24 protein-coding genes are annotated in these 23,394 nt (G+C 63.1%); 8 read left to right on the forward strand and 16 right to left on the reverse strand.

What is annotated here, in order from left to right:
* Positions 1-465 precede the first annotated feature (465 nt).
* The gene (locus KIP88_RS23695) at positions 466-1,074 is read left to right on the forward strand and encodes a hypothetical protein (RefSeq protein WP_214490410.1); all 609 of its coding nucleotides are present in this window, start codon (positions 466-468) and stop codon (positions 1,072-1,074) included.
* Positions 1,075-1,334: 260 nt separating this feature from the next.
* On the opposite strand, the gene KIP88_RS23700 is transcribed toward KIP88_RS23695, so the two are convergent.
* Complete coding sequence (locus KIP88_RS23700; protein WP_214490411.1) at positions 1,335-2,423, reverse strand: TRAP transporter substrate-binding protein; 1,089 nt, start codon at positions 2,421-2,423, stop codon at positions 1,335-1,337.
* A gap of 50 nt (positions 2,424-2,473) precedes the next feature.
* Here KIP88_RS23700 and KIP88_RS23705 point away from each other — a divergent pair, with 50 nt between their 5' ends.
* Both KIP88_RS23705 and KIP88_RS23710 read left to right on the forward strand, forming a co-directional pair.
* The gene (locus KIP88_RS23705) at positions 2,474-2,704 is read left to right on the forward strand and encodes a hypothetical protein (RefSeq protein ID WP_214490412.1); all 231 of its coding nucleotides are present in this window, start codon (positions 2,474-2,476) and stop codon (positions 2,702-2,704) included.
* A 68-nt stretch (positions 2,705-2,772) separates the two neighbouring features.
* Positions 2,773-3,858, forward strand: coding sequence for an SDR family oxidoreductase (locus KIP88_RS23710; RefSeq protein WP_214490413.1), 1,086 nt, complete (start codon positions 2,773-2,775; stop codon positions 3,856-3,858).
* A gap of 21 nt (positions 3,859-3,879) precedes the next feature.
* On the opposite strand, the gene KIP88_RS23715 is transcribed toward KIP88_RS23710, so the two are convergent.
* The 3 genes from KIP88_RS23715 to KIP88_RS23725 all read right to left on the reverse strand — a co-directional run bounded on the left by KIP88_RS23715 (position 3,880) and on the right by KIP88_RS23725 (position 6,888).
* Complete coding sequence (locus tag KIP88_RS23715) at positions 3,880-5,193, reverse strand: NAD(P)H-dependent oxidoreductase (protein WP_214490414.1); 1,314 nt, start codon at positions 5,191-5,193, stop codon at positions 3,880-3,882.
* Positions 5,194-5,376: 183 nt separating this feature from the next.
* Positions 5,377-6,177 carry a phytanoyl-CoA dioxygenase family protein gene (locus KIP88_RS23720; RefSeq protein ID WP_214490415.1) on the reverse strand — a complete coding sequence of 267 codons (801 nt, stop codon included), beginning with the start codon at positions 6,175-6,177 and terminating at the stop codon, positions 5,377-5,379.
* A 33-nt stretch (positions 6,178-6,210) separates the two neighbouring features.
* Positions 6,211-6,888, reverse strand: coding sequence for a GntR family transcriptional regulator (locus tag KIP88_RS23725; RefSeq protein ID WP_214490416.1), 678 nt, complete (start codon positions 6,886-6,888; stop codon positions 6,211-6,213).
* Positions 6,889-7,026: 138 nt separating this feature from the next.
* Here KIP88_RS23725 and KIP88_RS23730 point away from each other — a divergent pair, with 138 nt between their 5' ends.
* Positions 7,027-7,836 carry a class I SAM-dependent methyltransferase gene (locus KIP88_RS23730; protein ID WP_214490417.1) on the forward strand — a complete coding sequence of 270 codons (810 nt, stop codon included), beginning with the start codon at positions 7,027-7,029 and terminating at the stop codon, positions 7,834-7,836.
* Positions 7,837-7,842: 6 nt separating this feature from the next.
* On the opposite strand, the gene KIP88_RS23735 is transcribed toward KIP88_RS23730, so the two are convergent.
* Positions 7,843-8,700 carry a sigma-70 family RNA polymerase sigma factor gene (locus KIP88_RS23735; RefSeq protein ID WP_214490418.1) on the reverse strand — a complete coding sequence of 286 codons (858 nt, stop codon included), beginning with the start codon at positions 8,698-8,700 and terminating at the stop codon, positions 7,843-7,845.
* Positions 8,701-8,815: 115 nt separating this feature from the next.
* Between KIP88_RS23735 and KIP88_RS23740 the strand changes: the two genes are divergently transcribed.
* Positions 8,816-9,271, forward strand: coding sequence for a carboxymuconolactone decarboxylase family protein (locus KIP88_RS23740; RefSeq protein ID WP_214490556.1), 456 nt, complete (start codon positions 8,816-8,818; stop codon positions 9,269-9,271).
* A 154-nt stretch (positions 9,272-9,425) separates the two neighbouring features.
* Positions 9,426-11,159, forward strand: a complete 1,734-nt coding sequence (locus KIP88_RS23745) for an adenylate/guanylate cyclase domain-containing protein (RefSeq protein WP_214490419.1) — start codon at positions 9,426-9,428, stop codon at positions 11,157-11,159.
* 11 nt (positions 11,160-11,170) lie between these two features.
* Here KIP88_RS23745 and KIP88_RS23750 read toward each other — a convergent pair whose 3' ends face one another.
* Complete coding sequence (locus KIP88_RS23750) at positions 11,171-11,995, reverse strand: alpha/beta fold hydrolase (RefSeq protein WP_214490420.1); 825 nt, start codon at positions 11,993-11,995, stop codon at positions 11,171-11,173.
* A gap of 5 nt (positions 11,996-12,000) precedes the next feature.
* Positions 12,001-12,825, reverse strand: a complete 825-nt coding sequence (locus KIP88_RS23755; protein ID WP_214490421.1) for an alpha/beta fold hydrolase — start codon at positions 12,823-12,825, stop codon at positions 12,001-12,003.
* Between the two features lie 182 nt (positions 12,826-13,007).
* Here KIP88_RS23755 and KIP88_RS23760 point away from each other — a divergent pair, with 182 nt between their 5' ends.
* The gene (locus KIP88_RS23760) at positions 13,008-13,550 is read left to right on the forward strand and encodes a methylated-DNA--[protein]-cysteine S-methyltransferase (RefSeq protein ID WP_214490422.1); all 543 of its coding nucleotides are present in this window, start codon (positions 13,008-13,010) and stop codon (positions 13,548-13,550) included.
* A gap of 6 nt (positions 13,551-13,556) precedes the next feature.
* Here the strand turns inward: KIP88_RS23760 and KIP88_RS23765 are convergent, their stop codons facing one another.
* The 6 genes from KIP88_RS23765 to KIP88_RS23790 form a co-directional block, all read right to left on the reverse strand.
* Entirely contained in the window at positions 13,557-14,360 is an 804-nt protein-coding gene (locus tag KIP88_RS23765; protein WP_214490423.1) for an enoyl-CoA hydratase/isomerase family protein, read from the reverse strand.
* On the reverse strand, positions 14,357-15,226 hold the full coding sequence (locus tag KIP88_RS23770; RefSeq protein ID WP_214490424.1) for an MBL fold metallo-hydrolase: 870 nt from the start codon (positions 15,224-15,226) through the stop codon (positions 14,357-14,359). The genes KIP88_RS23765 and KIP88_RS23770 overlap by 4 nt, the downstream gene beginning before the upstream one ends.
* 16 nt (positions 15,227-15,242) lie before the next feature.
* On the reverse strand, positions 15,243-16,439 hold the full coding sequence (locus tag KIP88_RS23775; RefSeq protein ID WP_214490425.1) for a serine hydrolase: 1,197 nt from the start codon (positions 16,437-16,439) through the stop codon (positions 15,243-15,245).
* Between the two features lie 22 nt (positions 16,440-16,461).
* Positions 16,462-17,076: a glutathione S-transferase family protein gene (locus KIP88_RS23780; protein ID WP_214490426.1), complete on the reverse strand. Its 615-nt coding sequence runs from the start codon at positions 17,074-17,076 to the stop codon at positions 16,462-16,464.
* Positions 17,077-17,219: 143 nt separating this feature from the next.
* The gene (locus KIP88_RS23785) at positions 17,220-18,062 is read right to left on the reverse strand and encodes a fumarylacetoacetate hydrolase family protein (protein WP_214490427.1); all 843 of its coding nucleotides are present in this window, start codon (positions 18,060-18,062) and stop codon (positions 17,220-17,222) included.
* A 187-nt stretch (positions 18,063-18,249) separates the two neighbouring features.
* Positions 18,250-19,095, reverse strand: a complete 846-nt coding sequence (locus tag KIP88_RS23790; protein WP_214490428.1) for an MBL fold metallo-hydrolase — start codon at positions 19,093-19,095, stop codon at positions 18,250-18,252.
* A 117-nt stretch (positions 19,096-19,212) separates the two neighbouring features.
* Here KIP88_RS23790 and KIP88_RS23795 point away from each other — a divergent pair, with 117 nt between their 5' ends.
* Entirely contained in the window at positions 19,213-19,629 is a 417-nt protein-coding gene (locus KIP88_RS23795) for a DUF3775 domain-containing protein (protein WP_214490429.1), read from the forward strand.
* Positions 19,630-19,639: 10 nt separating this feature from the next.
* On the opposite strand, the gene KIP88_RS23800 is transcribed toward KIP88_RS23795, so the two are convergent.
* The 3 genes from KIP88_RS23800 to KIP88_RS23810 all read right to left on the reverse strand — a co-directional run bounded on the left by KIP88_RS23800 (position 19,640) and on the right by KIP88_RS23810 (position 23,251).
* On the reverse strand, positions 19,640-20,629 hold the full coding sequence (locus KIP88_RS23800) for an NADPH:quinone reductase (protein WP_214490430.1): 990 nt from the start codon (positions 20,627-20,629) through the stop codon (positions 19,640-19,642).
* Positions 20,626-21,408 carry an SDR family oxidoreductase gene (locus tag KIP88_RS23805; RefSeq protein ID WP_214490431.1) on the reverse strand — a complete coding sequence of 261 codons (783 nt, stop codon included), beginning with the start codon at positions 21,406-21,408 and terminating at the stop codon, positions 20,626-20,628. The genes KIP88_RS23800 and KIP88_RS23805 overlap by 4 nt, the downstream gene beginning before the upstream one ends.
* A gap of 235 nt (positions 21,409-21,643) precedes the next feature.
* Positions 21,644-23,251 (reverse strand): GMC family oxidoreductase, encoded by a 1,608-nt coding sequence (locus KIP88_RS23810; protein ID WP_214490432.1) that lies wholly within the window; start codon positions 23,249-23,251, stop codon positions 21,644-21,646.
* Positions 23,252-23,394 lie beyond the last annotated feature (143 nt).

The raw sequence follows: 23,394 nt of genomic DNA on the forward strand, positions 1-23,394 counted from the left end.
TGGACATCATATGACAGCACACCTTGTGCAGATTCTCGCGAGTCCCGATGGTGAGCATCAAGTCCTCATCGTCCGGCGTCCTGATGGTGCGTATTCGTACCAGCAGCAGTGGCTTACGGATTCTCCGACGGGCAGGTCCTGGGGGCCGCCCGGTCCATATGCGGGCATCTACGACTCTGCCGAGACCGCGCTGCAGGAAGCATTTGCCCGGGTAAAGTGGCCGCAGGTCTCCTGAGCCCGGATTTGCCGCCCGCAAACGCGCCGGCAGACCGAGAAAACGCGGCTTGAAGAGACCTCGGAAGAACCTCGGAGAAGAGATGGCGATCACCAGCGTTTGAACAGGTCGTGATCATTCGGCCATGATTCGCGGCCAAATCTCCGAAAACTTCATTTGTCGTTCATTCCGATTTCCGTAGCCCTGTACCCCGCGAAATTCGGATCCTGCCCCAGAACGAGGAGCCTGCCATGCGTGAGATCTTTCGCCCCGCCGTCTGCGCCTTGAGCGCGGCCTGTCTCGCGTTCGCGTTGTCGGCCGTTTCCAGTAGCGAGGTGCTGGCGCAGGCCAAGCAGGCACCGCCGAAGCAGTCAGCGCCGGCTCAGACCGCACCGCCGCCAGCCGCGGAGGTTCCCACTCTCAAGCAGATTTCGCTGACCGAGAAGCAGATCGAGGGCGTGCTCGCGGCACAAAAAGATGTCGATGCGATCACCGACAAGATCCCCGACGATGCCAAGCCGGACCCTAAGATCGACGCCCAGCTCGATGCGGTTGCCAAGAAGTACGGCTTTGCCAGCTACGACGACTACAACACCGTGGTCGACAACATCAGCCTGGTGCTCGGCGGCTTCGATCCCGCGACCAAGAAGTTCGTCGGCGCCGAGGCTGTCCTCAAGGCGCAGATCGCCCAGATCCAGGCCGACAAGAAGATGCCGGCCAAGGACAAGAAGGAGGCGCTCGCCGATCTCAACGAGGCACTGAAGTCGCCGCCGCCGGCGATCGAGAACAAGGGCAACATCGATATCGTGGCGAAGTATTACGACAAGCTCGCCGAGGCGCTCGGCGAGGCCGAGGAATAACCCGAAGCGTTTCAAGCGAAGCAAGCCCTCGGACGTGATCCGAGGGTGGAGACCGGTTCGCGTGAAAAAAAACGCGTCAAAAATAGAGACCGACCCGTTCAATGAAGAAGCCCCCGAGAAATCTCCGGGGCTTCTTTTTTGTCCGCGATCGTGCGCCTTATAGCGTTTTCGAGCGAAGTGGGTACCGGTTCGCGTGAAGAAAACGCGTCAAAACAAGAACCTAGAGCTTCGGTTCTGATTCATCAGAACCCGATAGTGCTCTAGGTGCGGGTGCGCATTCGCATCATGAAGCTGTCGTAGCTCAATTCGGCGACCTGATTCCAGGCCAGCGAGTCGTTGCGGAAGTTCGACAGGCTCGTATACATCTTGTTGAAGTGCGGATTGCTCTTGGACAGATCTGCATAGATGCCATTGGCGGCATTGTAGCAGGCCTCCAGAACTTCCTGCGGGAACGGCCGTAGGATCGCGCCCGCGGCCAGCAGCCGCTTCAGCGCCGGTGGATTGACGTAGTCGTATTTGCCGGTGACCCAGGTGAACGTATCGTAGGAAGCGGTCTCGATCGCGGCCTGATAGTGCTTCGGCAGCGCGTTCCACTTCTCGAGGTTCATGATGTTGTGGCCCTGGCCGGTGCCTTCCCACCAGCCCGGATAGTAGTAGTATTTTGCGACCTTCACGAAGCCGAGCTTCTCGTCGTCGTAGGGACCGACCCACTCGGCCGCATCGATGGTGCCCTTTTCCAGCGCAGGATAGATGTCGCCGCCCGCGATCTGCTGCGGCACGCCGCCGACCTTGGCAATGATGGTGCCCGCGAAACCGCCGACGCGGAATTTCAAGCCTTTGAAATCCTCCATCGACTTGATCTCTTTCCGGAACCAGCCGCCCATCTGGGCGCCGGTAGAGCCGGTCGGCACGCCGACGGTGTTATATTCCTTCAGCAGATCGTTGAGCATGTCCATGCCGCCGCCGAAACGCATCCAGGAAATATGCGATCGCGTGTTGAGGCCGAACGGCAGCGACGTGCCGAAGGTGAAGGCCGGGTTCTTGCCCCAGTAGTAATAGAGCGCGGTGTTGCCCATCTCGACGGTGCCGTTCGAAACGGCGTCGAGCACTTGCAGGCCGGGCACGATTTCACCGGCTGCGAATGGCTGGATCTGGAATTTGTTGTCGGTGATTTCAGCGACGCGCTTGGCGAAATATTCGCAGCCGCCATACAGCGTATCGAGTGCTTTCGGCCAGCTTGCCGTATATCGCCACTTAATCTCCGGGTTCGATTGCGCAATCGCAGGTGCTGCAACCGCAGTCGCGGCGAGACCGACGCCGCCCACTTTCAAGAAATCACGACGCTTCATTTGCTTCCCCTCTATGTTTTTGCCGATACCGACCAAGGGACAACGATCTGGTGTCGTCTTCTCTGGTGTGCCGATGGACGGTGCTGGACTGTTTGTTCAGGAATGTGGGCCCTGAAACCAAGGCTCTTGGTTTTTCGAATGCAATCAATTTCCCGGCTTTATGGACCTGCGGGCAGGATGACGAATTGGTGATTGATAATCAAGGGTTCTGGTTTGGCCGCAGTTGCGAAGACCTGCCTGAATATCGAGCGATGAGCTGCTTCCACCCGACGAAAGGCTAAGATTGCCGCTGACGCGGCTTGTGGCCGCCTGCTAGTGAAAGCTGCAATTCCCTCGCTGGAGCACGTCAATGGCCAACAAGAAAGTAGTGGTTGCGGGCGCGACAGGGCTGGTGGGAAATGCCGCACTGCGGCACTTCGGCGGGGCCGGCGGCTGCGACGTTGTAGCGCTATCGCGCCGCAAGCCGCGCGAACTTCATGGCGCCCGCCATGTTCAGGTCGACCTGACCGATGCCGCGCAATGCACGCACACAGCGTCGGAATTGCAAGGTGCAACCCATGTTGTCTACGCAGCGCTCTATGAAGCGCCGAGTTTGATCGACGGTTGGCGCGATCCAAACCAGATCCGCACCAACGATCTGATGTTGCGTAACCTGATGGCGGCGATCGAGCCGGTCGCACTGCAGCTCCGTCACGTAGCGCTGCTGCAGGGCACCAAGGCCTATGGCGTCCATGTCCGTCCGCTTACTGTGCCGGCGCGCGAAGGCCGTTCGGAAATGTACGAGCAGCCGAACTTCTACTGGGCCCAGGAGAATTTTCTGCGCGAATTGCAGCGGGGCAAGGCGTGGCACTGGAGCATTCTTCGCCCGGTCCTGATCGTTGGCGAAGCTATGGGCGGCGCCATGGATCTGATCCCGCCGCTCGGCGTCTATGCGGCGTTACTGCGCGAGCAGGGCGGTCCGCTCCATTATCCCGGTGGAGCGGCGCGGGTATCGCAAGCGGTCGACGTCGATTTGCTTGCGCGTGCGATCGCGTGGTCGGGCGAAGCAGGCGCGGCGCGCAACGAAGCCTTCAACGTCACCAACGGCGATGTATTCACCTGGGAGAATGTCTGGCCGGCAATTGCGGATGCGCTTGAAATGAAGCCGGGGAGAGCCGTGTCGCTGTCGCTGGCGAAGGAATATCCGAAATGGATTGCGCCGTGGGACGATCTTCGTCGCAGGTATAATCTGGTTTCACCCGGACTCGAAGAGTTCGTTGGACTCTCGTTTCAATATGCCGATTACAGCATGCGCTATGGCCAGACGCAGCCGGGGCCGCCGTCGATTGTCTCAACCGTGAAGATCAACCAGGCCGGCTTCACCGAGATGATGGATACCGAGTTGATGTTCCGCAAATGGTTCACCCACGCGCGCGCGAGCCGGCTGCTGCCCTGAGTATGTCTTGCATCAACGCGCTTATCGCGCGCCGCCGAATGCCGCTTCCATCGCCCGGCGTGTCTTGATGGTGTCGTTGTTTTCGTCGACCTCGACATCGCTCCAGCGCACCACCGCGCCATGGGCGACGTCGCGCTTCAGCTTGACGCGATGGGCAAGTCCGATCGGCAGTGCGCCGGCTGCGAGACTTTTTCGTGCCGGCATCAGCTTGCCCCACACCGTGTAGCCGCCCTCGCCATCGAGCATTTCGCCGGCGCGCAGATCGCGCTTGGCCACCGCGGCGACGTCGCCACGAAAATCATGCGGCTGCCCGGTCGGCTCGTTGCGCAGCGCAGCCGACAGGATCGAGATGTTCAGCTCGAGTCCGATCAGATGATACGGCTTGTACATCGCCGCATACCGGCCTGAGGCGTCGGTCTTCAGCCCATATTGCTTGAAGCAATCGGCGGCGTAGTCGTTCGGCGCTTCCAGCACGACGTAGACGCCCCAGCGCAGGTCGCGGAACACAGGACGGCCGTCGCGTTCGAGCGACGAAACGACCTCTGCAAGGCCGGCCTTCTCCAGCACACCGCCTTTGTCGCGCGGCCGCATCACATGCGGCAGATCGTCGACGCCGCAGGGCGGAAACAGCAAACCATCCGACGGCACGTCGAGTCCGCAGGCGTTCGCGATCGCCGCCATTTCGATCGCGGATTTGGTGCCGTCCAGAAACGAGTTGAACATTTGCGGGTTCATGCCGGCCGATTGCGCTTCGCCGGCCGTCAGTCCGTAATGGCCCCAGACGCCATCCGGCGTCACGTCGTGATAGGCAGGCAGATATTTGGTGCCCTTGCCGGCGGCGACGACGCGAAAGCCCGTGGCGCGCGCCCAGTCCACCATCTCGGCGGTCAGTGCCGGCTGGTCGCCATAGGCCAGCGAATAGACCACGCCGGCCTTGCGTGCTTCCTCGGCCAGCAGCGGTCCGGCCAGCACGTCGGCTTCGACATTGACCATGACGACATGCTTGCCCGCCGCAATCGCCGCGCGGGCATGCCTGATGCCGACGGCGGGATTGCCGGTTGCCTCTACCACGACGTCCATCGCGCCGCCGGCAATTGCGCGGATGCCGTCATCGGTGAAGGCCGTTCGCGCGATCCGCTCTGCGTCCCAGCCGACGGTGCGGCACGCTTCGCGGGCGCGGTCGCGATCGAGGTCGATGATGACGGACACTTCGAGTCCCGGCGTGTGCGGCACCTGCGACAGGAACATCGAGCCGAATTTTCCGGCGCCGATCAGCGCGACGCGAACCGGCTTGCCGGCCGCAAGGCGGGCGTTGAGGAGATGGTGAAGGTTCATGGAAGCGATCCGATCGGCTTGAAGCGTGTCCCGGACGCGGTGCAGCCTAGGCGATGCGTAGCATCGTCCGGAAGTGCTGCTCCGCAGAGCCGGGACCTATGCACAGCTATACACGAGTGTGGGCCCCGGCTCAGCAGTGCAACGTTGCACGTTGCGCTGCGTCCGGGGCACGGCGATCAATCGCTACTCCGCTGCCTGGCGATGCGCACGCGCAAGCCGCAGCAGCGCGTCATCCTCCACGGGCTGGATCGGCGTAAAATCGCGATGGGCGATGTATTCCGGCCGCGTCGGCGTGCGGATGTAGTTCGAGACCGCGTTCAGCGTCAGATAGACGATCTTGCGCGGATAGGGCGTGATGTTGCCGCTTGATCCGTGCACCAGATTGCCGTGGAACATCAGCATGCCGCCGGCCTTGCCGGTGGGGGCGACGATGCCGCCTTCCTGCACCAGCCGCGTGACGGTCTCTTCATCCAGCGTCCACAGCGGATAGGAGGTGGTCTCGAGGTCATGCGAGGCCTTGAGGTCGCCGGCGGTCTGGCTCTTCGGCACCAGCATCAGAGGACCGTTGATCGGCATCACCTCGTCGAGGAAGATTGCGATGTTCATTGCGCGCGGCTCGGGCATGCCGTCGTCGCGCTTCCAGGTGCCGTAATCCTGGTGCCATTGCCAGACATCGCCCGTGAAGGCGGCTTTGGCGTTGATCTTGAACTGGTGCATGTAGAGTTTTTCGCCAAAAATCTGCTCGATCGGCTCGATCATGCGAGGATGGGCGCCGAGGGCGCCGAACGCTTCGTTGTAGAGATGCGCGGCAAACGCGGTGCGCGGCGCGCCGCTCTTCTCGCGCCACACCTCGGGGCGGCTGGCGTCGTAGATGCTGACGGCCTCGCGTGCGAGATAATCCACTTCCTCCTGGCTGAACAGTTCGGGCAGGAACAGCCAGCCTTCGCGATTGAAGAATTCGATCTGCTGCTGAGTCAGTTTCATGGCGTTCTCTCCTGTTGTTTTAATTGTCGGCGGTTAAGCCGCCTTGTCGTCCGTCGCTCTCAGTCTCTCCTCGGTCATTCGTCCGGCGGTCTGCGCATGCGCCAGCGCCGCGGCTTCCGCCGCCTTGGCGTTGCCGGCGAAAATGTGCGCGGCGATCGCCTCGTGTTCGGTCCAGGCACTTTCGCGGTAATCGAGTTCGGCCAGCACGGTCGCCATCGAGCGGCGCATATGCGGCCATTGCGGCGTGATCATTTCCTCGATCGCGGGATTGCCCGCGAGGCGATAGACCGCACTGTGAAAATCGACGTCGAGTGCGATCAGTCGCGCCAGCGGCGTGTTTCTGTCGATGGTCCGTCCGGCCTGCAGCGCCGCCTCGAGCTGCGTGCGTCCCGATGCATCGGACTTGGCCCGTCCGGCCGCGAGCTTTGCTGCCAGCGCGTCGATGGCGCCGCGCACCTCGTAGAGCTGGCGGATGCGCTCCGGGTCGAGCCGGGTGACTTCAAAGCCGCGGCGGCCGCTTTCGGCGACGAGCCCCTGCCGGTGCAGCAGATGCAGGGCGTGGGAGACCGGCTGGCGCGATACGCCGAGCTTTTCCGCAAGTTCGTTCTGCCGGATGCGATGCCCGGGTGGCAGTGAACGGTCGGTGATCGCCTCCAAGATCCGGGCATAGACCTGGTCGATCAGGTTGGGGAGCGGGTCTAGCGGGATCATGCCGGGGTCCATTTGGAATACGGAATTCCGAATTCCGAGGCTACCGACAGACTCGGCCTCCGTCAAGGGGCCTAGGACCGGGGGTGTCGCGGCGGGCGCGTGGGGATATGCTTCGCCAGGGGCGACCGGAGGTCTGCAATGAGCAGCGACGCAACCGGCTTCGTTGGTAATATCCCGCAGCATTACGATCAGGGCCTCGGCCCGATCATCTTCGCCGAATATGCCGCTGATATCGCAAGACGCACCGCCGCCGGCCGTCCGGCGCGAGTGCTCGAAACCGCCGCCGGCACGGGGATCGTCACGCGGAAATTGCGTGACGCATTGCCTGGTGACACGCAGTTGACCGCGACCGATCTCAATCCGCCGATGCTCGAGATTGCGCGCGCCAAGTTTCGGCACGGCGAGCAGGTCGGCTTCCAGCCTGCCGATGCAATCGCGCTTCCCTTTGCCGATCAAAGCTTCGACGCCATCGTCTGTCAGTTCGGCGTGATGTTCTTTCCCGACAAGGCAAAATCCTTTTCGGAGGCGTGTCGCGTTCTCGTCCCGGGCGGCCGCTATCTGCTCAGCGTCTGGGATTCACATCGCTACAATCCGTTTGGCCGTCTCGCGCATGAGGTGGCGGCGCGCTTCTTCCCAGCCGATCCGCCGCAGTTCTACAGCGTGCCGTTCTCCTGCCACCAGATCGATCCGATCAAGGAGCTGCTGATGGCGGCAGGCTTCGCTGATATCGGCATTGTTGTGATCGGGCAGGAGCGGGAGCTCCCTGACGTCGCGCACTTCGCGCGTGCGGCGGTTTTTGGTAATCCGCTGATCGATCAGATCCGGACGCGCGGCGGCGTCGATCCGGAAAGGATCGTTGAGGCGCTGGCGCAGGAATTTGGCCGGGAGTTCGGCGATCCCGGCAGGATGCCGATCCAGGCCATCGTATTCTCTGCCGCGAAAAGATGACCCCGTTCACGCAAGCACGGTTACGTCGAACGAATCGAGCCGTTCGGCGTCCGCCACCGCCTCGACCGCCGATATCCGCTCCCCGCTCAGGGTAAGGCGCAGCACAATACGCAACTGCCCGCCGATGTTGACGGCGACCGCCAGCGTGCCGTCGACCAGCGCCGGTTTGGCGGCCTGCGCGCGTCCCTTGAAGGTCTCGGCCACGGCTGCGGCGCCACGGATTTCCGCGAGCGAGCCCAGTCGCTGTGCGGCAGCATCGGCGCGGAACACCACGTCGGGATCCAGCACCGCGAGCAGCCCCTCGAAGTCGCCCTCGCGTGAGGCCTTGAGGAAAGCATCGACGATGTTTTTCTGCCGGCCGAAATCGGCGTCCGGCGGCGGCGAGCCCTGCACCCGCCGGCGGGCGCGGCTGGCCAATTGTCGCGCCGCAGTGGGCGTGCGGCCGACGATCGGGGCGATCTCCTCGAAGGGGACGGCGAACATGTCGTGCAGCACGAAGGCAAGCCGTTCGGCCGGTGCCAGCGTCTCCAGCACTACCAGTAGTGCCGCACCCACCGAGTCGGCCATCTCGGCGTCGCGCCCATGCGCATCGTCAACGACAGGTTCCGGAACATGCGGGCCCATCGGGTCCTCGCGCCGCGATTTACGCGACCGCAGCATGTCTAGGCAGACACGGGCGACGACCGTGGTGAGCCAGCCGCCGAGGTTTTCGACCGCACGGGTGTCGGAACGGCTCAGCCGCAGCCAGGTTTCCTGCACGGCGTCATCGACTTCGCCGGTCGAGCCCAGCATGCGGTAGGCCACCGCCCGCAGACGGGCGCGGTTGGCCTCGAATTTCTCAGCCAGAAACTTTTTCTCGTCCATCGGTCACATTCCCATGTCGTGTTCCGTCATGGCTATGACGAACGAAACCGCGCCGATGTGACAGCAAATCGGCGCGGCCGCGTCAAAACGGAACAACTCATGGAGAGTAGAAATGATGCACGCCCGTATGAATCACCCGGTCATGGTCGTTCCCGATGCCATGAAGGCGCTGCAGGCGCTGGGCGAATTGACCAAAAACAGCCTGTCGGAAAAGCTGCTCGAACTGGTGCATCTGCGCGCCAGCCAGATCAACGGCTGCAGCGTTTGCGTCGACATGCACCCAAAGCTCGCCAAGAAGGCCGGCGAGACCGACGAGCGCCTGTTCGCGGTGGCGGCCTGGCGCGACACCCCCTATTTCACCGAAGGGGAGCGCGCGGCCCTGGCGCTGACGGAAGCGCTGACCCGGATCAGTGACCGCGCCGATCCGGTGCCGGACGAGGTCTGGGACGAGGCCGACAAGCATTTCGACGAGGCGGAGCTCGCAGCGCTGATTCTGGCGATCGCCAATATCAATGTCTGGAACAGGCTTAACGTCGCCGTGCGCCAGCCGGTCGGCGCTTGGAAGGGGTAACCTGCGACCCAATTGCGGTCAATTTTGACGCGCCGGAACGTGCTTAATTCAGCGGCGCGCGCTAAACAACAAGCCCGGCCGGCTCGGCCGGGCTTTCGCTTTTGTTGCTTCATCCCGATTCACGATCATGCCCGTCCTTTTAGAAAAAACAGCCATGCTGCGGCCGACCATCCGAAAGCGAATTCTCGGCATCGCCCTCGGCTTGATCTTCCTGATGGCGATCACGTCGGCGCTGTCGACGGTGATGACGCGCAAGATTGCCCATCAGCTCGACGAGTTCAGCGGCAAATATGTCGAGGCCTATGGGCATCTGGCGCGGATGAATATCCGTTCGCTGGAGCAGGCTCTGGCGCTGCGCCGGATCGTGATCAGCAGGATGCAGTCGCCGCCCGACATGGCATTCTCTGCAGATCAGCGAAAAATCTATGAAGCGAAGGGACAGGAAATCGAGCAGGAGGCGCAGGCCGCGCGCGCCCTGATCAACGCGATCATCGACGATGTCTCCACCGAATCCGATAACGCGCGGCTCGGCCGGATCGACGATCGAATCGAGCACGTGACCAACGATCTCCGCCGCTATCTCGGTGAGGAATACAAGCGGCTGTTGTCGCTGCTCGACGCCGGGAATTTCGCGGAGGCCAGGGCCAGCCTGGCCCGGACCGACACGCTGCGCGACGAATTCAACCAAAGGATCGAAGGTATCCGCACGGACATGCTTGGACAGGTCCGCAGCGATGCCGTGATGACGATGCGCGACCAGAAGACGGCCATTGTCATCTCCGTTGTCCTGACCCTGCTTGCGGGTATCCTCGGACTGATGTTTTCACTTTTCATCAGCACCGGCATTACCGGACCGGTCCGGCGCTTGCTGGAAGGTACCCGTGCGGTGGAAGCCGGCCGACTCGACGGGTCGATCGACGTCACCACGCGCGACGAGATCGGCCAGCTCACGACGGCCTTCAACAACATGGTCGAGCAATTGCGCCACAAGGAGCACCTGCGCGAGACTTTCGGCCGCTACATGGATCCGCGCGTCGTGGAAGGACTGATCGACCCGCAAGCGCTGACCGCGAGCAATGGCGAGCGGCGGGTGATGACGGTGCTGTTCTGCGACATGAAGGGCTTTACCAGCCTCAGCGAAGGCACGACGCCGCAGGGCCTCGTCAAGGTGATGAACCACTATCTCTCGACGATGTCGGGGCCGATCCGCAGCCATCGCGGCATCATCGACAAATATATCGGCGACGCGATCATGGCCTATTGGGGGCCTCCGTTCACCGAGCATAGCGAACAGGCGCGGCTGGCCTGTCTTGCCGCCGTCGAAATGGCGGATCGTGGTACGGCGCTGCGGACCGAGTTGCCCGAACTGCTGGGCGTGCGCACGGTGCCGAGCGACTGCGAAGTGCGCATCGGCATCGCCACCGGCGAGGTCCTCGTCGGCAGCATCGGCTCGGAATTCATGATGAGCTACACGGTGATGGGCGACGCGGTGAATCTGGCCTCACGCCTCGAGAATGCCAACAAGATCTATGGCAGCCACTCGCTGGCGTCAGAGCCTGCGATCACTGCGGCCGGCGATGCGATCGAAGCGCGCGAGATCGACCGCTTGGTGGTCGCGGGCCAGACCCGTCCCGAAGCGGTGTTCGAGATCTTGGGGCGCAAGGGCGAGCTTGGCGAGAAGCAGCTTGCACTGCGGGAGCGATATGCCGAAGGGCTCGCCGCCTATCGTGCGCGGCGTTGGGATGACGCTCGCCGGGCATTCAAGGCCTGTCTCGAAGCGGTCCCCGGCGACGGGCCGTCGATGGCGCTGGCCCAGCGCGTCGAGAATTTTCAGGCCAACCCGCCCCCCGCCGATTGGGATGGCGCGTGGCGCCTCGACCAGAAGTAACGCGGGCGCGTTCACGCCTTCAGAAAATCCAGCACCACGTTGCAAAATTCCTGCGGCGCCTGTTCGAACATCCAGTGGCGCGTACCCGGGATGATCGCCGTCTTGGCACCCGGAATATGCTCAGCCAGCACGCGCCAGTTCACGGCCAGCCCGCCCTTGGTGTCGCCGCCTCCGATCAACAGCGTCGGCGTCTTGATCGATTCCGCTTCGCTTCTTAAAAACGGCCTGCGGTTCTCGCCGACCTGACCAAGCAGCGTATAGATGTTGTCGCGCAATTGCTGCCGCGGCGCCGCGGGCCACCGTGCCCACGCGCCTTCACCATCGATGCCGTCGACGAAGAGTGCGAGCGCACCGTCGATGTCGCCGTTTCGCACCATCTCGGCCGCGACCGGAACGCGCGGACCCAGCGGCACGGGGCCGGGAGGCGGGGTGGTTGGCTGCAGCGCAGGTTCGAGATCGCCGCCGGGTTCAGCAAGAATGGCCCTGCGCAACAGATCCGGCCGCGCCTGCGCCACCCGGAATCCGATATGGCCGCCGCGGGAATGCCCCATCAGATCGACCGGCCCGACATTCAGCTTTTCGATGAAGCCGATCACGTCGTCGACGTGCTGCGCCATCAGATAGTCGCTGCCTACCCCGTCCCAATGCTCCGGAAAGAAGCGGCGCAGGCTGAGCGAAATCACGGGGTGCTTCTTCGACAACGGCCCGAGCACGGCGTTCCAGGTACGGAAGTCGCCGAGTGTGCCATGCACGAGAATCAGTGGCGGGCTGTTGTCGGCACCTCGGCCAACATCGAGATAAGCGATGTCATAGCCGTTGACGGTCAGTGTCTGCATGGCGATCAACCCTCTGCGAGATATGTCAAAACGATCTCGCAATATTTCTGCGGCGCCTGCTCGAACATCGGATGTGTGGTGTTCGGGATCATCTCGGTGCGCGACCCCTTCACGTTCGTAGCGAGAGCATGCAACACCTTCGGCGGCGTGCCCTTGGTGAGGGCGCCGCCGATGAACAATGTCGGCGTCTTGATTGACTCCGCATCCGCTTTGGAGAATGGCGGCCGCTGGTCGCGCTTCTGGCCAATCAGCGTCGTGGCATTGTCGCGCAAAAGCTGTTTGGGCGTCGCCGGCAGGCGCTTCCACGCGCCGGGCCCCTCCAGCGCGTCCATGAAGATCTGCAGGCCGCCATCGATGTCGCCCCCGGCGATCAGCTCGGCGGAAGCCGCAATCATGCCGGCCAGCGGCGAGGGGCCGGGCTTGTAGGCGGGATCGAGCGTGGCGTCGAGTTCGCCGCCGGGCTCGGCCAGAATCAACTTGCGCAAGAGATCCGGCCGCCGCTGCGCGACGCGAAAGCAGATGTGGCCGCCGCGGGAATGGCCCATCAGGTTGACCGGCCTGGTATCGAGCTTCTCGACGAAGCCGATCACGTCGTCAACATGCTGCGCGATCGAATAGGTGTCGCCGACGCCGTCCCAATGGTCGGGGAAGAAATGCCGCAGCGACGGCGCGATCACGCGGTGTTGGCGCGTCAGCGGTCCCAGCACCGACGACCAGATCCGGAAGTCGCACAGCGAGCCGTGCACGCAGACCAGCGGCGGGCCATTGCCGGCGCTTTGGCCGACATCGAGATAGGCCATGTCATAGCCGTTGACGTGTATGGTTTGCATGGGACTCGTGAGTTAGGGGGGGCCACAGGCCATTGAACGGCGTCGCAGCGTCCCCAGATCAGCGGAAGTTGTTCATGCCGTCAAGTTCCCCGGGATTCGGGTGGATAGCAATAATCTCCAAGCCTAGATTTGGGCGAAGAAGGAAGCTGGGTGGCATTGAACAGGAGAATATGGAGCCAGCCATGACCGGGCACCATTTTACGATATTCGACACCGCGATCGGCCGCTGCGGCATCGTGTGGGGCGAGCGCGGCATCACCTCGGTGCAACTGCCGATGGGTGATGAAAAGAAGACCCGCACCCGCCTGCAGCAGCGCCATGGCGACCTCATCGAGGCGGAGCCGCCTGCGAAGGTGCAGGCCGCGATCGAAGGGATCAAAGAGCTGCTCGAAGGCAAGCCGAACGACCTCGCCGATGTCGTGCTCGATCTCGACGGCGTGCCCGAATTCAACCGCGGCGTCTATGACATCGCGCGCACCATTCCGCCGGGCCAGACCATGACCTATGGCGATATCGCCAAGCGTCTTGGCGGTGTCGAGCTATCGCGCGACGTCGGCCAGGCGCTGGGTCGCAATCCCTGTCCGATCGTGGTGCCGTGCCACCGCGTGCTGGCGGCCGGCAACAAGCCCGGCGGTTTCTCCGCCAATGGCGGGGTGGTGACGAAACTGAAGATGCTGGCGATCGAAGGCGCGGCCGTGAACCACACGCCGAGCCTGTTCGATTGAGCGTTTTCAACGCCCCTTGAAATTGGGTGTCCGCTTCTCGTTGAAAGCCAGCACGCCCTCGCGGCGGTCCTCGGTCGGAACCATTCGGTTGTAGGCCTCGATCTCCAGCGCGAGGCCGTCCCGCAGCGACAGTTGCAGGCCGCGATGGATCGATAGCTTTGCCTGGCGGACGGAGATCGGCGCATTGCGGGCGATGCGTGACGCGGTCGCCAGCGCCGCCGGCAACAGTTCGGATAGCGGAAACACTTCGTTCACGAGACCCCAAGCGTGGGCCTCGGCCGCGGTAAACGGCTTGCCGGTCAGGATCAATTCCTTGGCGCGGCGCTCGCCGACGGCCCGCGGCAGGGTCTGTGTGCCGCCGCCGCCGGGCATGATGCCAAGCGTCACCTCGGTCAGCGCAAAGCGTGCGCTCTCCGCCGCGTAGAGAAAATCGCAGCAGCCGGCGATCTCGCAGCCGCCGCCATAGGCCGCGCCGTTGACGGCACCGATGATCGGGACCGGGCAGTCGATCAGCGCCCGCACCATGCGCTCGAAAATGACGTGCTGGCGCGTCCACGCCTCGTCCGTCATGCCGCGACGCTCCTTCAAATCGCCGCCTGCGCAGAAGGCCTTGTCGCCGGCACCGGTCAGGACGATGCAGCGCAGGCTCTTCGGATCAAGCGATACATCCTCGAAGTAGCGCACGAGGTCGCGTCCCATCTGAGTGTTGAGTGCATTGGATGCGTCCGGCCGGTTGAGCCTGATGATCGCCACATGCTCATCGATCGGCTCGACCGTAAGCGTCTCGAAGGTGGGTGAATTCGCGCTCATATCGCCTCACAGGAAAATCCGTTGCCGCGGCGTCGAATCTTTCCGACCGAAGGCGAGGGGAAATGCGCGGTGCAGCACAGCGTGTCGGTGTCGCAGTAGCGCTCCATGAAATTGCGCCGCGTGGTCGCTGCCTGCGCCTGATCGACGTCGAACTTGACGGATAGTTCCGGATAGCGCGTCTGCAGCGGCGAATGCATCAGGTCGCCCGAGAACACGGCGTCATCCTTGCCGCGGCCGAAGGTGAAGGCGACATGCCCGGGCGTGTGGCCCGGCGTCGGCAAGATGCGTGTGTGATCGCCGATTGCGAAGTCGCTGCGGACAATGTCCGCCTGTTTTGCTTCGACGACCGGCAGCACGCTGTCAGCAAACGGCGGCACAGGCGTTCTCGCGTGCGTCTCGGTCCAGTAGTCGAACTCGGTCTTGTCGAACACGTAGCGCGCCTTGGGAAAGGTCGGCACCCAGCGGCCATTGTCGAGCCGCGTGTTCCAGCCGACATGGTCGACATGCAGATGCGTGCACATGACATAGTCGATGTCGCCGACGGAAATCCCGGCGGCGGCCAACGCGCGCGCATAGGTATCGTCGGCCTTCATGTTCCATTTCGGCCGCTGCGGTCGCGGCTTGTCGTTGCCGATACAGCTATCGATCAGGATGGTGTGATGCGGCGTCTTCACGACATATGACTGGAAGCACAGGATCAGCACGTCCTTGTCGTCGAGCGCGCCGGCCTTTTGCATCCACGCGCGGTTCTCCGTCAGCAGCTCCGGCGTCAGGCCCGGCAGCATTTCCAGTGCCGGCACAAAAGTAGTTTCCTGCTCGATGATGCGATGAATGGTGAGATCGCCGACGGTGAATTTCAGGCTCATGATTTTCTCGGCTTGATTAGCGCGCGTTGTTGTCCCGAACATACGGGATGATGAAGTTGGCGAGGATGTCGAGCGCCGCACTTCCTTGCCTGGGGCTGCCATAAAGCCCTGAAGTCGTCACCATCACAAGGTCGAGTTCGGGGATGATGAATATGCGCTGGCCGCCGAGGCCCTGGGCCGCAATCCATTTCACGTCCTTGTCGCCGGATAGCGTGCGACCCATCCACCATTGCTGACCGTAATAGAACAGCCCGCCGAAATAACCGATCGCCTGGAAGCGCGGCGTGACCGATTGCTCGATCCATTTCGCCGAGACAATTTCCCGGCCGGCCCACGCGCCTTTGTTGAGCACGAGCTGGCCGATCTTTGCGGCGTCGCGCGGGCGCAGGCGAAGACCCGCGGCCGACGAAATATGCTCGTTACGGTACTTCATCCATTCCCAGTCCGAGATGCCGAGGGGAGCGAACAGCGCCTCACGCGCGAACGCCTCCAGTGACTTGCCCGATACACGCTCGATGACTTCACCGAGCAGGTCCGTTCCACCGCTATTGTAATTCCAGACGGTATCCGGAGGTGCTGCGATCGGCTTCGACAGGACATAGCGGAACGGGTCGGCCTCGGTGCTGAGTTGCCGTTCGTCATTTCGCGGATCGGCCCAAGGGCGGCTCTGATCCCACTGCATGCCCGACGACATGGTCAGGAGGTGACGGAGGGTGATGTTGTCCCAGCCCGCCGTTTTCACCGCCGAGTAGTCCGGAAAGAATTTGACGACGGGCTCGTCCACGCTCTTGATCAGTTCGCGATCGATCGCAATCCCCATCAGCAGCGAAGTCACGCTTTTCGAAATCGACCGCATGTCGTGCTTAATGGTAGCGTCGAACTCGAACGGTCCCCTGTCCGTTCCCCAGAGCTCGTCAGGGCCAGTGAAGTATTGCTCGAACACCAGCTTGCCATGGCGCGCGATCAGCACGGCATGCACGTTGGCATTGGTGGCCGCGAGCCGTGCCGCGATGCCGCACAGGCGTGGGCCATCGAGGCTGACGCTCTCCGGTGTCGCGGTCGGCCAGCCATTGTTGAGTGATGTCGGGCTTCCGCAGGCGAGATTGCGCTGGTCGGTCGAGAATTGCTGGGTCTGCGCGGCAGCAGCGGATGCCGCGAGCGTGAAGAGGGCGGCAAGGCCGAGGCGCCGCAATCGTTTGCCACCCTCGCGCATGCTGCCGTCTCCGTTTCCGTTGTTACGCCGGCGGCGGGACTGAGATTTTCACCGACGGCCGCTCCAGCATTTTCTGGTGGAAGGCGTCGAGCTTCGGAAAGGCCTTGCGCCAGCCGCAATCGGCGAAGCGGAAATCGGCATAGCCGAGCACGCAAACAAGGCCGATCTGGACGACGTTGAACGGTCCGGACAGCACCTCGGGCTTGTTCTCGAAGCGCGCCATGCCGGTCCACGCGCGGTTCCAGTGATCGTCGGACCACGCCTTCCACCGCAGCGGCTCCGGCCGCACCATGCCCTCGTAGCGGCACAGCAGCATGGAATCGAGCATGCCCTGCAGCAGCGAATGGTCGCTCTTCACCTTCCATCGTTCGGGACCGGAGGCGGGGATCAGTTTGCCGCCGCCGGCGAGCTCGTCGAGATATTCGACGATGACGTAGGAATCGAGGATCACGTCGCCATTGTCGAGGATCAGCACCGGCAGCTTCTTCAGCGGCGTGATCTTCGAATATTCCTCGTTAGCCTGACCCGGCGCGACGGTCGCGGGAGTGAATTCGATCTTGTCGATCAGGCCGGTCTCGATCGCGGCGATGCGGACTTTTCGGGCGAAAGGCGAGGCGGGGGAGAAGGTGAGTTTCATTTTTTTGTTTCCTTGGTTATTTCCTCCGTCATGGCCGGGCTTGTCCCGGCCATCCACGTCTTACTTGCGGCAAGAGAGTCAAGACGTGGATGCCCGGCACAAGGCCGGGCATGACGACGGCGCAAGCGGCCGCAGCCCGAACCTCACGCCGCAATGATTTCCTGGCGCTGCTCGCCGAGACCGTCGATGCCAAGCGTAACGACGTCGCCTACATTGAGGAAGGTCGGCGGCTTCATGCCGAGGCCGACGCCGGGCGGGGTGCCTGTCGTGACGATGTCGCCGGGCAGCAGCGTCATGAATTGCGAAACATAGGAAATGCACTTCGCCATCGAGAAGATCATGGTCGAGGTGTTGCCGGTCTGGCGGCGCTGGCCGTTGACATCGAGCCACATGCCGAGCTTCTGCACGTCAGGGATTTCGTCTTTGGTCACCAACCACGGGCCGACCGGCCCGAAGGTGTCGTGCGACTTGCCCTTGGTCCACTGGCCGCCGCGCTCCTGCTGAAAATTGCGCTCGGAGACGTCGTTGCAGACGCAATAGCCGGCGATGTGGTTCAGCGCGTCGGCTTCCGAGACATACTTGGCGCGGGTTCCGATGATGGCGGCGATCTCGACTTCCCAGTCAAGCTTGGTGGACCCACGCGGCTTTTCGACAGCGTCGTTCGGGCCCGACAGCGAGGTGTTGGCCTTGATGAAGAAGATCGGCTCGGTCGGGATCGGAGATCCTGTCTCCTTGGCGTGGTCGCTGTAATTCAAGCCGATGGCGACGAATTTCGAGATACCTGTGACCGGCGCGCCGAAGCGCTGGTTGCCGTCGACAGCGGGAAGTTTGGAGGCATCCAGCGCGGCAAGCTTGGCAAGCCCGGCCGGCGAATAGGCCTCGCCGTCGAGATCCCTGACCTGTGCCGAAAGATCGCGCAACTGGCCGGATTTATCGATCAGGCCGGGCTTTTCCGCGCCCCTGGCGCCGTAACGAACAAGCTTCATTTTGTCACTCCCTGCGGGGTTCTTTGGAATTTGTAGGGATTTTCGGCCCTTCAGACGCTTCTTGGAACAGCGGGCGAGGAAATTCAACTGCCGAAAGCGCAGGGTAGGGTGGGCAAAGGCGCCCTTGCGCGGTGCCCACCAGTCGGTGTGTCGCGCGCGATGGTGGGCACGCTACGCTTTGCCCGCCCTACAGCGCCACGAACCGGAAGGCATCGCCGTCGCGCTTGATGTGACCGGCACTGAAGTGCCCGCCGATCACCAGCGTCGGCGTGTCGGCAAAGCGCGAGAACAGCTCCCTCCGCGTTACCACCGACTGCTCGGGATCGGAATCCGCGGTCGACGACCAGTCGAGATGGGCCATCTGGCAGGGATGATGGGCAACGTCCCCCGTCAGCAGCGCTTCCTCGCCGTCCGACTTGATATGGATGCTCATATGGCCGGGGCTATGGCCGGGCGTCGGGATCAGGGTGATCTCGTCGGCGAGCCTGGCGTCGCTGGCGACGAGATCGGCCTTGCCGGCCTCGGCGATCGGCTTCACGGAATCGGCGAACACGGCCGCCTTGTCCGGCGCATCGCTGTGGTCACGCCAGTGCTCGAATTCGATCTTGCCGAACACGTATCGGGCATTGGCAAAGGTGGGCACCCATTTGTCATCGACGAGGCGGGTATTCCATCCGACATGGTCGACATGCAGGTGCGTGCACAGCACGGTATCGACGCGCTCAGGCGGGAAGCCCGCCGCCGTCAATTTGTCGAGGAACGGATCCTGGCGATGGTTCCACGTCGGCACGTTGCGGCCCTGCTTGTCGTTGCCGAGCCCGGTGTCGACGATGATCCGGCGCGTGGGCGTCTCGATCAGGAACGAATGGATCGACATTTTCAGCCGGCCTTCCTCGGTCGCAAAATGCGGAATGAGCCAGGGCAATTTCTGAATTTCCTCGTTGGTCGCGAGCGGCAGGATGAAACGGGTGCTGCCGACCGTCTCCATTTCGATGGCCCTCGTGATTTTGACCCTGCCCACGTTCCAGTGCATCCGGCGTTTCCTCATCGGCTCTATTGTTCCGGCAAGGATGCGGGTTTCCATGTTCCGGTGCAATGGATCATCTGACCGCGTTCGACGTTATCGCATAGCCCGTACGAGGAACATGCGATGCCAGAACTCGCGATTTCGCCCGAGAAAGTCGGCTTCCTGATCGAGAAGGCCCGGCAGTTCGACGTCAAGGAAGCCGCATCCGATCCGGACTCCGGATCCAGCGCCGCCGATGACGACATGATCGATGTGCTCGAGGACGACGGGCGCGACCCTGTCGCGCGCGAGATCGCCGGCTTCATCGATGCGTTGAGTGAGGACGAGCAGATCGACCTCGTCGCGCTGATGCGGCTCGGTCGCGGCGACGGAACCATCGAGGAATGGAAAGACTTGCGGCAGCAGGCCGCGGAAGGACGCAGTGGTGGTCCAACCGCGCGCTATCTGCTGGGCGAGCCGATGCTTGGCGATTTTCTCGCCGAAGGTCTCGGCGAGTTCGGTCTCTCCTGGACGGAGGAGCGGACCACGCCGATCCAGTAGCTATCTGTAGCTACTTGGCGCAGTCCACGATGACGGTGCCGAGCTTGTCGCCTTTCTCCACTGCAAGATGCGCCTGCGCGGTGTCGGAGAGCGCAAACTGCGCGGCGACATTGTGAATGCGTGGACCTGCCACCAGCCATTTCGTGATGTCCGCCTGCGCTGCCGCCAATAACGGCTGGGGCAGCGCGAACAGCACCAGCGCGCGAAGCGCGATGCATTTTTCCATCAGTTCGCGCATCGGCACCACAGGCGTGCGGTTGCCGTTGGTGGCGTAGACCGCGATCGTCGAATTCATGCCCATCAGTTTCAGCGTGGTATCGATGTTGCCGCCGAAATCGACATCGACGACGCGGTCGACGCCGCGCCCTCCGGTGAAGGCCATCGCTTTGGCGACGACGTCCTCGCTCTTGTAGTTCACGACGAGGTCGGCGCCGGCAAGCCGTGCCTGTTCGGCCTTGGCCGCTGAACTGACGGTCGCGATTACCTTGGCGCCGCCCCATTTGGCGAGTTGCACGGCATAGTGACCGACGGCGCCTGCGCCACCGGTGACGAGCACCGTCTGTCCCACGATCGGGCCGTCGCAATAGAGGCAGGTCCACGCCGTCATGCCGGGGATGCCGAGGGTGGCGCCTTCCGCGAACGACAGATTATCCGGCAGGGGGGTCACCAGATGTTCGGCGAGCGCAATGTATTCAGCCGCCGTGCCGAACGCGCGGCCGTTGCGCTGGCCGTTGAACAGCCAGACCCGCTGGCCGGCCTTGAGCCGCGTGACGCCGTCGCCGACCTGGTCGACAATCCCCGCACCGTCGCTGTTTGGAATGACGCGCGGATATTCCATCGGCCGGTAGCCGCCACCGCGGCGGCCGACATCGGCGGGATTGACGCCGGACGCCTCCAGCCGCACCCGGACTTCGCCCGGGCCGACGATGGGCGTCGGCATTTCGCCATAGGTCAGCACCTCGGGCGCGGGGCCCGTTCGCTCGTACCAGGCTGCTTTCATAGCGTGCCCGGGAACGCGCCGCCGTCGAGCAGGATGTTCTGGCCGGTGATGAAGCCGGCCTTGGCGCCGCACAGGAACGCGCAGGCATAGCCGAACTCTTCCGGGTCGCCAAAGCGTCCGGCCGGATTGAGCTTGGCGCGCTCGGCGAGCACCTGGTCCACCGTGATGCCGCGCTTCTCCGCTTCCGGCTTGGCCGTTCCGGTCAGGCGATCGGTGACGAACGGACCCGGCAACAGGCCGTTGATGGTGACGTTGTTGATCACGGTCTTGCGCGAAAGTCCGGCGATGAAGCCGGTGAGGCCGGCGCGCGCGCCGTTGGAGAGGCCCAATATGTCGATCGGCGCCTTCACGGCGGCCGAAGTGATGTTGACGATGCGGCCGAATTTCCGCGCCATCATGCCGTCCACCGTCGCCTTGATCAGCTCGATCGGCGTCAGCATGTTGGCGTCGATCGCCTTGATCCAGTCGTCGCGGGTCCAGTTGCGAAAATCGCCGGGCGGCGGGCCGCCGGCATTGTTGATCAGGATATCCGGTTCGGGACAGGCCTTCAGCACGGCCTCGCGGCCGGCCGGTGTGGTGATGTCGCCTGCAATCTCGGCGACGGTGACGCCGGGATTGGCTTTGCGGATTTCATCGGCGGTCTTTTTCAGTGCCTCTGCGCCGCGCGCGGTCAGCGTGACATGCACGCCTGCGTCAGCCAGCGCCATGGCGCAGGCGCGCCCCAGGCCCTTGCTCGATGCGCAGACGATGGCGCGGCGGCCTTTGATCCCAAGATCCACTGTTTCTCTCCCGTTGTGTCAGGTGATGTTGTTGTAGTCCGATGCGGCCACTCTAGCCAAGTCGCGTGCCGTTGACGAGGTCCGCCGATAACGCATAATACGATCCCGGAAACCGGCGAGAAATGTAGGGTGGGCAAAGGCGCACTTGCGCCGTGCCCACCATCTATCCGCATCAATGCGATGAGTTGGTGGGCACGCTGCGCTTTGCCCACCCTACGCACTACGCACCGGGCGATCAATTCGCCCGCATCTCCGCTCTTATCATATCGGCGGCCTTCTCTCCGATCATGATGGTCGGTGCATTGGTGTTGCCGCCGATCAGCGTCGGCATGATCGAGGCATCGACCACGCGCAGTCCCTCGACGCCGTAGACTTTCAGCTTCGGATCGACGACGGCGAGTGGATCGTTGACGCCCATCTTGGCGGTGCCGACCGGGTGATAGACGGTGTCGACACGGGCGCGCAAGACGTTGCGGATGTCGTCGTCGCTATGCACGCCTTCCGTGAACATTTCCTTCTTCTGCAACGCGCGCAGCGCCGGCGTCTCCATCAGCCGCCGCGTGGTCTTGAAGCCCGCGACCATGGTTTCCAGATCGTCCGCCTCGCCGAAGAAGTTCGGATCGATCACCGGAGCGGCCAGCGGATCGGCGCTGCCGATCGTGACCTCGCCGCGGCTCTTCGGCCGCAGCAGGCAGACGTGGCAGGTAAAGCCAGTGCCGCGGTGGCGCTTGCGGCCGTGGTCGTCGGCCAGCGCCATGCCGAAATGGAGCTGGATATCGGGGATGTCGAGATCGGGCCTTGTTTTCAGAAAGCCGCCGCATTCGGCGAAGTTGGACGTCATCGGTCCGGTGCGTTCGCGGCGATACTGGCGGATCGCCCGCAGCAGCCGCGGCAGCGCTTTAAGCGAAATGCCGTTGAAGTTGGGATTGTCGGACATGTAGCCGAACACGAAGTCCGGGTGATCCTGCAGGTTCTGTCCGACGCCGGGCAAATGATGCACGGTGGCGATGCCGTACTTGCCAAGTGCTGCGCTGTCGCCGATGCCGGAGAGCATCAGAAGCTGCGGAGTCTGGAACGCACCGGACGACACGATCACCTCGCGCCGGGCGCGGATCTGCTTCACTTCCTTGCCCTGCCGGTATTCGACCCCGACCGCGCGCTTGCCTTCGAACAGGATGCGGGTGGCGTGGGCATGGGTCTCGACGCGCAGATTGGCGCGGTTTCCCATGTGCGGGTGGATATAGGCGCGCGCGGCGCTGCAGCGCTCGCCGTTCTTCTGCGTCAATTGATAGATGCCGAGGCCCTCATGCTCGTCGGCATTAAAATCCTCGCGCAGGCGGAACTGCGCTTCCTGTGCGGCCTGCAGGAATATCTGCTGCACCGGATTGCCGCTGCGCGACTTGTTGACGGCGAGCGGCCCGCCCTTGCCGTGATACTCGCCGTCGAAATCGGAATTGTTTTCCGCGCGCTTGAAGTAGGGCAGCACGTCGGCAAACGACCAGCCGGCATTGCCGAGCGCGGCCCATTGATCGTAGTCGGCGCGGTGGCCGCGGATATAGACCATCGCGTTGATCGCCGATGACCCGCCGAGCCCCTTGCCGCGGGGTTGATAGCCGATGCGGCCGTTGAGGCCCTTTTGCGGGACGGTGTTGAAGGCCCAGTTGTTGACGTTGCCTGCGACCATCAGCACGAGTGCGAACGGCGTCGTGACCACCCAATTGTCGTTCCTGCCGCCGGCGTCCAGCAGCGCCACCGAAATGTTCGGATCCTCCGACAGCCGCCCCGCCACCGTGCAGCCGCCGGAGCCGCCGCCCACCACCACGAAGTCGAATGTATCCGTCATGCGCATCCCCCCGTTTTTTGTTCTGGCAGGCCCGCACGGCCACGCTTTGGGGGGCCAAAACTCCGCTTTTGCGGCGTTTATGGCAAGAGCGGTTCCACGAGGCGGTTTTGGCGCTCCAACCCCTCGTTTTTGCTGTCATAAAA

Origin of the sequence: Bradyrhizobium sp. SRL28 (assembly GCF_018596315.1) — a bacterium.
In the GTDB taxonomy this organism is placed as follows: Bacteria; Pseudomonadota; Alphaproteobacteria; order Rhizobiales; family Xanthobacteraceae; genus Bradyrhizobium.

Excerpts from the sequence above, each read along its gene's own strand:
- KIP88_RS23695 (WP_214490410.1), top strand. The coding sequence starts at position 466 with ATGCGTGAGATCTTTCGCCCCGCCGTCTGCGCCTTGAGCGCGGCCTGT.
- KIP88_RS23700 (WP_214490411.1), bottom strand. The coding sequence starts at position 2,423 with ATGAAGCGTCGTGATTTCTTGAAAGTGGGCGGCGTCGGTCTCGCCGCG.
- KIP88_RS23710 (WP_214490413.1), top strand. The coding sequence starts at position 2,773 with ATGGCCAACAAGAAAGTAGTGGTTGCGGGCGCGACAGGGCTGGTGGGA.
- KIP88_RS23715 (WP_214490414.1), bottom strand. The coding sequence starts at position 5,193 with ATGAACCTTCACCATCTCCTCAACGCCCGCCTTGCGGCCGGCAAGCCG.
- KIP88_RS23720 (WP_214490415.1), bottom strand. The coding sequence starts at position 6,177 with ATGAAACTGACTCAGCAGCAGATCGAATTCTTCAATCGCGAAGGCTGG.
- KIP88_RS23725 (WP_214490416.1), bottom strand. The coding sequence starts at position 6,888 with ATGATCCCGCTAGACCCGCTCCCCAACCTGATCGACCAGGTCTATGCC.
- KIP88_RS23730 (WP_214490417.1), top strand. The coding sequence starts at position 7,027 with ATGAGCAGCGACGCAACCGGCTTCGTTGGTAATATCCCGCAGCATTAC.
- KIP88_RS23735 (WP_214490418.1), bottom strand. The coding sequence starts at position 8,700 with ATGGACGAGAAAAAGTTTCTGGCTGAGAAATTCGAGGCCAACCGCGCC.
- KIP88_RS23740 (WP_214490556.1), top strand. The coding sequence starts at position 8,816 with ATGCACGCCCGTATGAATCACCCGGTCATGGTCGTTCCCGATGCCATG.
- KIP88_RS23745 (WP_214490419.1), top strand. The coding sequence starts at position 9,426 with ATGCTGCGGCCGACCATCCGAAAGCGAATTCTCGGCATCGCCCTCGGC.
- KIP88_RS23750 (WP_214490420.1), bottom strand. The coding sequence starts at position 11,995 with ATGCAGACACTGACCGTCAACGGCTATGACATCGCTTATCTCGATGTT.
- KIP88_RS23755 (WP_214490421.1), bottom strand. The coding sequence starts at position 12,825 with ATGCAAACCATACACGTCAACGGCTATGACATGGCCTATCTCGATGTC.
- KIP88_RS23760 (WP_214490422.1), top strand. The coding sequence starts at position 13,008 with ATGACCGGGCACCATTTTACGATATTCGACACCGCGATCGGCCGCTGC.
- KIP88_RS23765 (WP_214490423.1), bottom strand. The coding sequence starts at position 14,360 with ATGAGCGCGAATTCACCCACCTTCGAGACGCTTACGGTCGAGCCGATC.
- KIP88_RS23770 (WP_214490424.1), bottom strand. The coding sequence starts at position 15,226 with ATGAGCCTGAAATTCACCGTCGGCGATCTCACCATTCATCGCATCATC.
- KIP88_RS23775 (WP_214490425.1), bottom strand. The coding sequence starts at position 16,439 with ATGCGCGAGGGTGGCAAACGATTGCGGCGCCTCGGCCTTGCCGCCCTC.
- KIP88_RS23780 (WP_214490426.1), bottom strand. The coding sequence starts at position 17,076 with ATGAAACTCACCTTCTCCCCCGCCTCGCCTTTCGCCCGAAAAGTCCGC.
- KIP88_RS23785 (WP_214490427.1), bottom strand. The coding sequence starts at position 18,062 with ATGAAGCTTGTTCGTTACGGCGCCAGGGGCGCGGAAAAGCCCGGCCTG.
- KIP88_RS23790 (WP_214490428.1), bottom strand. The coding sequence starts at position 19,095 with ATGCACTGGAACGTGGGCAGGGTCAAAATCACGAGGGCCATCGAAATG.
- KIP88_RS23795 (WP_214490429.1), top strand. The coding sequence starts at position 19,213 with ATGCCAGAACTCGCGATTTCGCCCGAGAAAGTCGGCTTCCTGATCGAG.
- KIP88_RS23800 (WP_214490430.1), bottom strand. The coding sequence starts at position 20,629 with ATGAAAGCAGCCTGGTACGAGCGAACGGGCCCCGCGCCCGAGGTGCTG.
- KIP88_RS23810 (WP_214490432.1), bottom strand. The coding sequence starts at position 23,251 with ATGACGGATACATTCGACTTCGTGGTGGTGGGCGGCGGCTCCGGCGGC.